Raw genomic sequence first — 10,947 nt, 5'->3', positions numbered from 1 at the left:
CGCCCCCCCCGCCCCCCCCCCCCCCCCCCCCCCGCTCCTTCTTTTAGTTGCGGATAATGGTGTCGTCCTGCATATACTGTACGCTGCCGTCCTCGCCTCTGGAGTAGTGGCAGAGGAAGTCATACCAGAAGAGCCGGGACTCGGAGGGGGTGGTGGTGTGGGGCTTGTCCTCGATCACGGCGAAGCGGACCATGGGCACGCCGTCCCCGTCGCACCAGATCTGGTTATGGTATCCGCTGGTCTGATACATCAGGGGGGCGTTCAGGTCCTCACAGCCGTTCCGCTCCAGCCAGTACATCATGGTAGAGGTCAGGCTGGGGCTCTGGTAGGCGCCGGCATCCTTGGTGCCCACCAGCTGGATCACGGGGACCCGGTTGGTGCTGGCCATAGGGTGGAGGGTGGCCACATCCTCAGTCACCTGCTGGTCCACATTCCGATAGCGGCCGGCACTGATGGCCACGGCGGCCACCACATCGGACATCTCACCGGCGATCATGGCGCTGGAGTTGCCTCCGTTGGAATGCCCGGTGGCATAGATCCGGCTCTCGTCGATGGAATAGCGCTCCGACACATCCTGGATCAGCTGCCGCCAGAAGGAGATGTCGTCAGGCCGGGTGGGGTCCCAGCAGTCGTTGTGGATGGGCCGGGCCATGCCGTTGTTCTCCGCATAGGGGTATGCTGTGGGGAACACCACGATGAAGCCCGCCTCCTCGGCCACCTTGAACCACTCAGAATAGGGGGCGTAGGCCTCGGCGCACTGTCCTGCGCCGTGGAGGGCCATCACCAGCGGCACCGCCTGGCTGGGGTCATCCTTGACGGACTGGGGCACATACTCCAGCCAGTAACGGGAGTAACCGTCGATGGTCCGCTCCTCCTTGGTAAAGCCCAGCGCCTCAAAGTCAATGGCGGGGCGCAGGTCGTTTCCGGCCAGGGAGCGGTAGCGCTGGGCCTTGCACAGGAAGGTCTCCCACAGGGTCCTGCTCAGCTCCGGGTCGGTGTAACTCACCTCTGCCTGGGTGAGCTGTACCTTCCCCAGGGGATAGGCATTGATAAAGGTGTCATGGGAAAGCATGTTCTGCTGATACACCGTGGTCTCCAGGGGAACGTCCTGGTTGATATAGGCCGTCTCAGTGCAGTCGTTGGCTCCCTTCCAGTAATCGGCCACGGCCTGGACCCCGTCGGTCATCTCCTTCTCGATCAGCCACACCGGCACATTGACCTCATTCACGGTCTTTTCCGGGTCCACGGCGGGGGTCTGGCCCATCTGGGTCAGATAAGCCTCGTCGATGGCTCCGCCGTCCAGCACTGCCAGCCCGGAGCAGTTGTCCGGATTGGCCATGACCCACTGCTCCAGCAGGCGGCCTCCGTCGGCGTAGCCCACAAAGTAGTAGTTTCCGGTGTATGGGCTGTAATGGATCGTCTTGCTCCCCAGGGCAAAGGCGGCGCTCAGATAGTCCAGCTCCTCCTCGCCCCCCCACTGGCTGTCGGCAGGGGTCAGGGCGTGGAGCAGGAATTTATACTGGTCGGCCACCGCGGTCCAGCCGCTGCTCACCAGGAACTCCTCCGCCTTCTCCCCGGAGGGCAGGGCCACGAACACGCTGGAGGCGCAGTGCCCCGTCTCCTCCGGAATATAGGTGTAGAGCTTCCGGCCCTGAGAGAGCCCGTCCGCCTCCACCGCCTCCTGGAACAGGCCGGTGTAGGGGTGATAGTAGATCTGGTCCGGTGTCTCCTGCACCATCTTCTGGAACAGCGCCGTAAACTCCTCTGTGGTGGAACAGGGGAAGTCCTGAACGGTCAGGGGCTCCACCTGAACGGCCGCAGGGGCGGACTGTGCCCCGCTCCCGGAGCTGGATGCCGAAGAGACGCTGGAGCCTGCCCCTCCGGGCGCACCGCAGGATGTGAGCATGGCCAGAGACAGTGCCGCCGCAGCCAGCGGCAGGCGGATAGACTTGCTGCGCATGATGTGATCCTCCTTTTGCAGATTCCCGCACCGGGAGCTGTTCTGTATTTTGCTCCCATTCTGTGCTGTTTTCAGCTTAACAGGGGGCGGAATACCTGTCCATCCTCTGATTTCTCTGCTGTCTACACCGGTTTCAAAATTCAAAAAAATGAATCCCATCCAAAAAGCTGAGTACCCGGATCGTAGCTCCCGTCTATATCATGATCACAGGAGGGCCGGAGCTCGTGACGAGCTCCGGCCCTCCTGCCGCTCTGGTCCATCTCACAACTGCGGGGCGCGCCCCGCTCCTCCTCAGGCGGGGAGCTCCAGCTCCATTCCCGCCTGGATGCGGTCCGGGTCCTGGATCTGGTCCCGGTTGGCGTCATAGATCTCTACCCACCGCAGGCCGCCGCCCAGCTCCTGCCGGGCGATGGTCCACAGGCAGTCCCCGGGCTGAACCACATAGATCCGCGCCCCGGCCGCGGGCTCTTCCGGCTCCGCAGGTGCCCCGCCGGTCTCCTCCGCCGTCTCCGCGATCTGGATGCGGCCCTGTCCCCCAGGAGCGGAGTAGGCGCTCAGGTCCCCCTCCAGGATCTGGCCCAGGTAACGGATCAGTGCCTGATTGTCCAGCACCGTCTCATCCTTCAGCAGGGTGCAGCCCTGAAACATGGTGTAGCCGTCCCCGCCGCTTTTGAGCATATAGTTGTGGGAGGCCAGGGTATAGACCCGGTCCAGCTCCAGCAGCTGCCCTCCCACCTTCACACCGGTCACCCGGCGGGGGCCGTCCACAGACTGGAAGGCCCCGTTCTCGTCCACCACTACGGAGGAGGGGACAGCGGCGTCAATGGTATAGGTCAGGCCGGACACCTGGAGGAAACCTCCGCTGGTCTGGGGATACTTCCGTGCCCCCATCTCCAAGGCGTCCAGGATCTGCTGTCCGGTGGCCTCCACCAGGCACAGGGCGTTGCCATAGGGGTGCAGGTCCAGGATGTCCCCATAAGTGACCTCCCCCGGCGCCAGCTCCGCCCGGATGCCGCCGCCGTTGACAAAGGCGATATCCGCCCCCATCACCGCCCGGTAGGCGTCGGCGCAGAAGTCCCCCAGGTTGGTCTCCCGGCTCCGGACCCAGTATTCCCCGGTGGCCGGGTCGGTGGTGACCAGGGCCACGTCCGTGCTGCCCACCACTTGGCTCAGCTGCTCCTCATACTGGGCTTGGACAGCGGCGATCTCCTCCTCCATCTCCGGGTCCCTGCCGGCATAGCCGGCCACCAGCTCCGCCTGGATCTCCCCGGTGACGGGGTCCAAGATCACCTGGCCGATGGCGGTCAGGCCGGTGCCCGTCTGGGCCAGCACCACGTCCTTCCCCTCCCGGTTGGGCAGTGTCCGCTCATACTGCTCATGGGAGTGGCCGTCTAGGAACACGTCGATGCCGGTGGTGTGGGCAATGACAGCCTGGGAGGACCACTGGGCAGAGATGCCCTCATTACCCAGATGGCCCACCGCCACCACATAGTCCGCGCCCTCGGCCCGGGCCTGGTCCACTGCGGCCTGGACGCAGTCATACAGCTCCTGTCCGTCTCCTCCCTGCCGGAAGCCGTACACCGCCTCCCCGGCCTCGTCCCGGAAGTAAGTGGGGTCGGTCTTGGTCAGGCTCTCCGGGGTACAGATCCCCACATAGCCTACGGTGGTGTCCCCGTAGTCCAGGAGAGCATAGGGCTGGAACACCGGTTCGCCCGCCGCCAGGCCGGTGAAGTTGCAGCTGAGATAGGGGAACTCCGCCCCGGCCGCCAGCTCCATCAGCCGGTCCACCCCATAGTCGAACTCGTGGTTGCCCGGCACCGCCAGGTCATAACCCGCCGCGTTCATCAGGGAGATGATGTACTCCCCCTGGGAGAGGGTGCCCACCGCCTGGCCCTGGATGGCATCTCCCGCGTCCACCAGGGTCACCCGGTCCGCCCCGTACTGCTCCTCCAGCGCCCCGGCATAGGCCGCCAGGCCGGCATAGCCGATGGCGTCGTCCATGGCACAGTGGACGTCGTTGGTGTGGAGGATCACGATCTTCTCTCCCGCCTCCGCCGCCTGGGAGGCGGGTGCCAGGGAGACCGTCAGCAGCAGCGCCGCTGTCAGCGCCGCCCATCTGTCCACCTTTTTCATGTATCATCATCCTTTCCGTTTTCATATTTTCCGCCCTGACAGCGCTCCCGATACCTGCCCGGCGTCTCGCCCACCAGACTCTTGAAGGTCCGGATGAAGCTGTTGGAGGAGTTGAATCCCGTCTGGTAGCCGATCTCCGTCACACTGGCGTCGGTGGACTCCAGCAGCAGGCGGGCCTGCTCCACCCGGTACTGCCGCAGGTAGTGGGAGAAGCCCGGCGGCTGGTATTTGCTGAACAGGCTGGACAGATAGGACACGCTCAGCCCCACGTGGCCGCTCACCTCGTTGAGGGACAGCCCGCTGTCCGAGAAGTGGGCGGCGATGTAGTCCCGGGCCCGGTCCATATAGCCACGCTGGCTGTTGTGTCCCCACTCGTCCAGCTCAGCCAGCAGCCGCTCCTGCTCCTGCCAGAAGTCGGGGGAGTCCGCAGCGCAGGCGGCGGAGTATCGCTCCCCCAGTTCCCGCTGGACCTTCAGCACCTGGGTCAGCACGCAGCCCCGCAGCATAGAGCGCATCTGCACCGGGGACTGAGCGCGTCCTACTGCCTGACGCAGGTCCGCCAGCTGGGCCCTGGCCCCCTCCAGCTCTCCGCTCAGCGCCTTCTGGAGCATCTCCCGCACCTGGGCATCATATACGCCCGCACCTACCGGACCGGGGCCGGGCTGCCCGGCCTCCCCGCAGCAATATTTCCGGTAATTCAGGTCCTGTCTGGCCTCCTGCCAGGCGGCGGAGAGCTCCAGCAGGCTTCCTCTGGCCTGGCTGGCCCCCACCGCGGCAGAGAATGGGAAGTCCCGGGTCTCCCGCTCCAGCGCCTGCCGGCAGTCCTCCAGGGGGATGGCGAATCCGCCTGGGACCGGTGGGGAAGCGCACAGCACCGCCGACAGCCCTCCGCCCGGGGCGGGCTGGATCTGGGCAAGGCAGCGCCCCTCCCAAAACCGCTTCAGGCTTCTCCACAGGCTCCGGGTGTAGATCTCCCCCTCCACCGCCGAGGCGCTCCTCTCCGGCACCGCCTCCACCGCCAGCACCAGGTAAGTCCCCTCCAGGGGAAAGGGGCTCTCCAGAGCAGCCAGCATCCTGGACACCTCCTCCGGCTCCGTCTGGCCCCCCTCCAGCAGGGACTGGAAGAACCGCTGGGCCAGCGCCGGGCGCACATCGGAGAGCAGTCCGGTCAGCCGCTGGTTCTCCCGCTGTCCCCGGGCCAGGGCGGCGCTGATGAGCCCGGCCTCGTCCTGGCCCGCCTCCGTCTCCTGCCCTGTGAGCATGGATTCCACGATCCGCTGGATTGGCCGGTAGATCACCTGGAGGATCACCAGGGACAGGATCAGGATCAGCAGGAGCAGCACCGCCGCCGCAGGGAGGAAGGCGGTGAGGATCTCCTGGGGAGAGGGCAGCCAGTCCCCGCTGTTCCAATAGGTCAGGCAGTACCACCCGGCCGTCTGGGACCTGGCCACACAAACTACAGTGTCTCTCTGTCCGCTCAAAGCGTACACGCCTTCCCGGGGAGATTCCCCGGTCACCATCAGCTCCTCCCGCTCCGGGTAGGTCATCCGGTTGGGAAAGACGGGCTCTCCCGCCCCGTCATAGACGTACACCGGGTCTCCGGACAGGCCGCTCCAGCCCTCCTGGAACTGTTCAAACAGGTCTCTGGCGCTGAGCTGGACGATGAGCAGCCCCAGCTTTTTGGGCTGTGGGAAGGCGACCAGCAGATATATCTTTCCGTCCTCACACCACAGGGAGGGGGTCCCGCTCTCCGCCGCCGCGGACCACCGTTCCAGCTGCCCAGGCCGCTCGGGGTCTCCCGCCTCCAGCAGCAGCTGCCGGTCTGTGAGGATCTGCCCACTTTGATAGAGGTAAAGCCAGCACCGCTCGATCAGCTCGTTCCCCTCCCGCAGCCCCTGGATCTGGGCGGCTGCCCCCGAGGTCCTGGAGAAATCCGGCTTTTCCGGTGCCACCAGCAGGCTGGAGACGTCATCGTCCTTCCAGAAGGTCTGGATCTGAAGCTCCAAGGCCTGGATGGTCCGGTCCAGGGAGGTGCTGGTCCGCTGGAGCATGGACATGGTGCCCTCCATCCCCTGCTCCCGGTAGCGGGACACCATCTCTCCCCGGACAAAGAGGTAGGAGCCCCCCACCGTGAGCAGGGAGAAGGCCAGCAGGATGAGGACGGTCCTCCCCAGCAGCTTCTGGGTGCGCAGCCGGCCTACCAGCGAGATGCGATTCATATCCCTTCCCTCTCTTTTTCCACTGTTTTTTATCACGCCAGCAGGTCCCAGACCAGCCGGACGACCAGCAGGGTGAGCACCACGAAGAACATGGGGCGGATCACTTTTGCGCCGCCCTTCAGGGCCAGCCCGGCCCCCACATAGCCCCCCGCGATGCCGAACAGGGCGGCGGGGATGCCCACCGCCCACAGCACCTTCCCCCCCAGGGCGAAGGTCACCAGGCTGGCCAGGTTGGAGGTGGCGTTGGCCACCTTGGTATTGCCCGCAGCGGTAAGCAGGTCGAACCGGCACAGGCCGGTAAAGGCCAGGGTGAGAAAGGTCCCAGCCCCCGGACCAAAAAATCCATCGTAGCACCCGATCACCAGACCGATGGCCAGAGAGAGAGGCACCAGCTTCCCCACTCCCAGCTCCCCGGACCGGTCCTCCGTCCCGAAGTCCCGTTTAAACAGCAGGAAAACCGCCATCACCGGCACTACAGCCAGCATCAGGTAGTAGAGGGCCTGCTCCGGCATGATCATGTTCAAACGCGCCCCCAGCCAAGCACCCACCAGCGCCCCGGCGCCCCCGGCCAGGGCGGAGGGCAGATGCACGTCCCCCCGCTTCAGAAAACGCCCGGTGGCTATCAGTGTGCCGAAGAAGTTGCCGCACTTGTTGGTGCCGGAGGCCAGGTGCGGGGGCAGTCCTGCCAGCAGATAGGCGGGCAGGGTGATCAGCCCCCCGCCGCCGGCCACCGCGTCGATCAGTCCGCCCAGAAAGACCAGCGGACAGACAATGATCCAGATGCGGATCAGCTCGTCCCATTCCATGTTCATCTCTCCTGTTCCCGGCCTGTGGCCGCCTGACTATTGTACCACAGCTTCTGCCTGGAATCCACATGGAGCGGACAAGATCTTCCGTCCCGCCCGTCAAAGTTCTCCAATTTTCTTTACCCTCTCCCTTGACGTGCCGCCTAAACCTTTGTAAAATAAATTGGTATTGTGTTGTGAGAGGGGAGTGGCCGTCGTGGCCAGGGAAGGGTTTGACAATCAGAAATATTTGACCATGCAGTCCCAGCACATCCGGGACCGCATCGACCAGTTCGGCGGTAAGCTGTATCTGGAGTTCGGCGGCAAGCTGTTCGACGACTTCCATGCCAGCCGGGTGCTGCCCGGCTTTCAGCCGGACAGCAAGATCCGCATGCTGGAGCAGCTGAAGGACAAGGCCGAGATCATCATCGTCATTAACGCCGGCGACATCGAGAAGAACAAGGTGCGGGGCGACCTGGGCATCACCTATGACAGCGACGTCCTTCGCCTCATCGACGCTTTCCGCTCCAAGGGCCTGTATGTGGGCAGCGTGGTAGTCACCCAGTACACCGGGCAGGCCGCCGCCGATTCCTTCCGCCTGCGGCTGGAGAAGCTGGGGGTGCGGGTCTACCGCCACTACTCCATCCAGGGCTACCCCCACAACATCGCCCACATCGTCAGCGACGAGGGGTACGGCAAGAACGACTATATCGAGACCTCCCGCCCTCTGGTGGTGGTCACCGCACCCGGCCCCGGCAGCGGCAAGATGGCCACCTGCCTCAGCCAGCTCTATCACCACTACCGCCGGGGGGTGACGGCGGGCTACGCCAAGTTCGAGACCTTCCCCATCTGGAACCTCCCCCTGAAGCACCCGGTCAATCTGGCCTACGAGGCAGCCACCGCCGACCTGGACGACGTGAACATGATCGACCCCTTCCATCTCCAGGCCTACGGCGAGACCACCGTCAACTACAACCGGGACGTGGAGGTCTTTCCCGTCCTGGCTGCTACCTTTGAGAAGATCACCGGCAGCTGCCCCTATCAGTCCCCCACCGACATGGGAGTGAACATGGCGGGCAACTGCATCACCGACGACGGTGCCTGCCGGGAGGCTGCCTGTCAGGAGATCGTCCGGCGCTACTATGATGTGCTCTCCGACCGCCGGCAGGGCAGGGGAGGGGACGACCCGGTCTATAAACTGGAGCTGTTGATGCAGCAGGCCGGCATCACCCCCGCTATCCGCCCCGTAGTGGACCAGGCCAACCGGCTGGAGGAGGAGACCGGCGAGCCTGCCATGGCCATCCAACTGCCCGACGGCAGGATGGTCACCGGCAAGACCTCCGAGCTGATGGGCTGCTCCGCCGCCGCCCTGCTCAACGCTCTGAAGTCCCTGGCCGGGCTGGGGGGCCATGGCGTGCATCTGATCGCCCAGTCCGCCATCCAGCCCATCCAGACTGTCAAGGTCCAGTATCTGGGGTCAAACAACCCCAGGCTGCACAGCGACGAGGTGCTCATCGCCCTGGCCGCCTCCGCCAATCTGGACCCCAAGGCCGCCCGGGCGCTGGAGGCCCTGGCCCATCTTCAGGGCTGTCAGGCCCACTGCTCCGTCATCCTATCCCCCGCCGACGAGGGGACTTACCGCAAGCTGGGCATCCAGCTCACCTGCGAGCCCAAGTATCAGACCAACAAGCTCTATCACCGATAAGCGCAAAGAGGCGCCCCCGGGAGAAGGATCTCCCAGGGGCGCTTGTCCTTTTTTGAGAAAAAGAATGGAACAAACTATCTGCCAGAGACCGTCCTTATATGCGCAGACCTCTGGGCTGTCTCGGCTCCTTTAGGGAACAACGATGATTTCCCCATCGAGGACCTGAAATTCTAAGCCCCAGACCTCCCCAAAAAAGAGGATGGCCGCGGAGATCCCACCATGGTATTCCACCGCCGGCATGGGAACTTGTGTGAATACCCCATCTTTTCCCCGTACCCGTGTCTCTATTTCCTTTCTCTCCCCATTGACCAGCGCAAGGGATTCTCCGGCCGTCAGGGAGAGGGAAATTCCCTGGTACACTCCCGTCGCTCTTTTGTTTATTTCATCCCACTGATATTCAGCTCCCAATTTCTTGCACAGCTCTTCCATGCTTGCGGCATAGGGGCCCGCGTACTCTGCGCCGCCCTCTCCCACCTCGATGGAAAAGGGATACAGCTGTTCCTTCATCTGCACCTCTCCAAGCGGTTCTCCATTTAGAGAAAACTCGGCTGTCCCCAGAATCACAGATGCAATTTCGGTCAAGTCCATCACAGACCGAGAGGTATAAACGATCTCTGCCAGCTCTTTTCCAAATACATTTGCCGGTCCCGGGATATCCCGCATCTCCAGCTCCAGTCCCATCTGCTTTCTGGTGAGGATCTGGCCGTCTTTCATCCGGAAGAACACCAAGGGGGCTAGAGAGGAGGCAGTATCCGGATATTTTCCTACATAGGTGAACCGTGTGGGGCCAATCTCCACATGGTCCACAAATACCTCTTCTCCGCCATTCCAGTCCACAGAGAGCTCCCGCGCAATGGAGACCCGGACCACCTGGGGCATCTGGTCCACGGGGATCTGGAGCACACAGCTCTCCTCCATGAATCCCAGGCGCAGGCCGATGGGCTCCGTCTGAGGATGCTCCAGCCCGGTCAGCGTGAGCTGGAGCTGCCAGGAGCGGCTGGTCTCCGAGGGGGCGGGCAACTCTTCAAATCCGAAGCTGGACATATGGTTCCCGGCCTCCATCTGGAATTGAAACACGGAGATGTCTCCCTGCCCCTGCTCCATCAGATTCTCCGGCATCTCTCGGCCCCAGGCCGCCCGATAGCAGTCCGCAACGACCTGATTGTTCTTCAGATTTTCCACCGCCTGCTCATGCAGCCCCTCCACGGTGATGACCACATACAGGGTATCACCGTCACAGATGCTGCTGTCTAGGGTCAGACGATAATTTTTATCCTGCGCACTCGCCCCCGTCTGAACAAATGGTTCCAGCTGGCTGGTATCCCCCTGAAAAAAGAGCTCCAGCACGCCGACCCGCGACACGACAGCGGCCCCTGTCCCCAGAAGGAGCAGGATGAGCACGGCACACACTAGAATCAGCCTCCCTATTCTCCTCCTAGGCCGTTTCAGCCCTCGCTCCTTCTGTTCCAGCACACTGATGATCCGCGCCCTTGCCTCTTCGGAAAGGCAGATCTGCTCCAAGGCGCGATGATATTCCTGTTTCATGGCCGCCCCTCCTCTTCCAGCCGTTCCCTCAGCTTCTTTCTGGCCCGCTGGAGGCGGGTGGTGACCGCCGTCTGGCTGATCCCCAGCAGAGACGCCGTCTCCCGGGTGGAGAAGCCCTCGTAGTAAATGAGATAGAGGATCTCCCGCTCCCCGGCCTTCAGCTCCATCACCTGCCGCAGGACCGGCTCCTCCTGGGGCGCGGTCCGGCGCAACTTCAGCCGCCGCCAGAGGCTGCGGCACTCGTTCACCGCCACCCGGAACAGCCAGGCCCGCTCCTTTCCCGGCTCCAGGTCCGGCCGGCGCTCCAGCACCTTCAAAAAGACGGTCTGGGTCACGTCCTCCGCGTCCTGCCGGGAGCCCGTGCAGCTCCACGCCAGCCGGAACACCGCGTCTCCATACCGCTCAAAGAGTTCCCGCGTACCCAATGGGTGTCCCCCTTCCCTTCGTTTTTCTCTCTGCCTGTAAAACGCCCGGCAGCGCCCATTTGTCACATCTGTTTTTGCCGAGCATCATTTTTCTGATCTTGCCCAAACGATCCCCGAGATATGGGGGAGGAGAGGAGGTCCGGGACGATGCGTTCCGATGTTTTCCACAAAAAGC

General features: G+C 63.6%; 7 protein-coding genes. 1 reads left to right on the top strand and 6 read right to left on the bottom strand.

What is annotated here, in order from left to right; genetic code table 11:
• Positions 1 to 43 precede the first annotated feature (43 nt).
• The 4 genes from NE584_RS14100 to NE584_RS14085 form a co-directional block, all read right to left on the bottom strand.
• Positions 44 to 1,960, bottom strand: coding sequence for a PHB depolymerase family esterase (locus NE584_RS14100; RefSeq protein WP_050623025.1), 1,917 nt, complete (start codon positions 1,958 to 1,960; stop codon positions 44 to 46).
• Between the two features lie 291 nt (positions 1,961 to 2,251).
• Positions 2,252 to 4,093: a 5'-nucleotidase C-terminal domain-containing protein gene (locus NE584_RS14095; protein ID WP_256183063.1), complete on the bottom strand. Its 1,842-nt coding sequence runs from the start codon at positions 4,091 to 4,093 to the stop codon at positions 2,252 to 2,254.
• Positions 4,090 to 6,312, bottom strand: coding sequence for a helix-turn-helix domain-containing protein (locus NE584_RS19720; protein WP_050623026.1), 2,223 nt, complete (start codon positions 6,310 to 6,312; stop codon positions 4,090 to 4,092). Before NE584_RS19720 ends, NE584_RS14095 begins: the two co-directional genes overlap by 4 nt.
• Before the next feature lie 32 nt (positions 6,313 to 6,344).
• Positions 6,345 to 7,118: a TSUP family transporter gene (locus NE584_RS14085; protein WP_050623027.1), complete on the bottom strand. Its 774-nt coding sequence runs from the start codon at positions 7,116 to 7,118 to the stop codon at positions 6,345 to 6,347.
• Positions 7,119 to 7,314: 196 nt separating this feature from the next.
• Here NE584_RS14085 and NE584_RS14080 point away from each other — a divergent pair, with 196 nt between their 5' ends.
• A complete protein-coding gene (locus tag NE584_RS14080) occupies positions 7,315 to 8,802 on the top strand; it encodes a DUF1846 domain-containing protein (RefSeq protein WP_077138685.1) in 1,488 nt (495 codons plus the stop codon).
• A gap of 129 nt (positions 8,803 to 8,931) precedes the next feature.
• Here NE584_RS14080 and NE584_RS14075 read toward each other — a convergent pair whose 3' ends face one another.
• Complete coding sequence (locus NE584_RS14075; protein ID WP_256183062.1) at positions 8,932 to 10,347, bottom strand: DUF4179 domain-containing protein; 1,416 nt, start codon at positions 10,345 to 10,347, stop codon at positions 8,932 to 8,934.
• On the bottom strand, positions 10,344 to 10,772 hold the full coding sequence (locus tag NE584_RS14070; protein WP_256183061.1) for a sigma-70 family RNA polymerase sigma factor: 429 nt from the start codon (positions 10,770 to 10,772) through the stop codon (positions 10,344 to 10,346). The genes NE584_RS14075 and NE584_RS14070 overlap by 4 nt, the downstream gene beginning before the upstream one ends.
• Positions 10,773 to 10,947: the final 175 nt, after the last annotated feature.

This window comes from Clostridium sp. DFI.5.61, from assembly GCF_024462915.1.
Taxonomy (GTDB): domain Bacteria; phylum Bacillota; class Clostridia; order Oscillospirales; family Oscillospiraceae; genus Lawsonibacter; species Lawsonibacter asaccharolyticus.
This window is presented reverse-complemented; position numbering and strand designations above follow the sequence as displayed.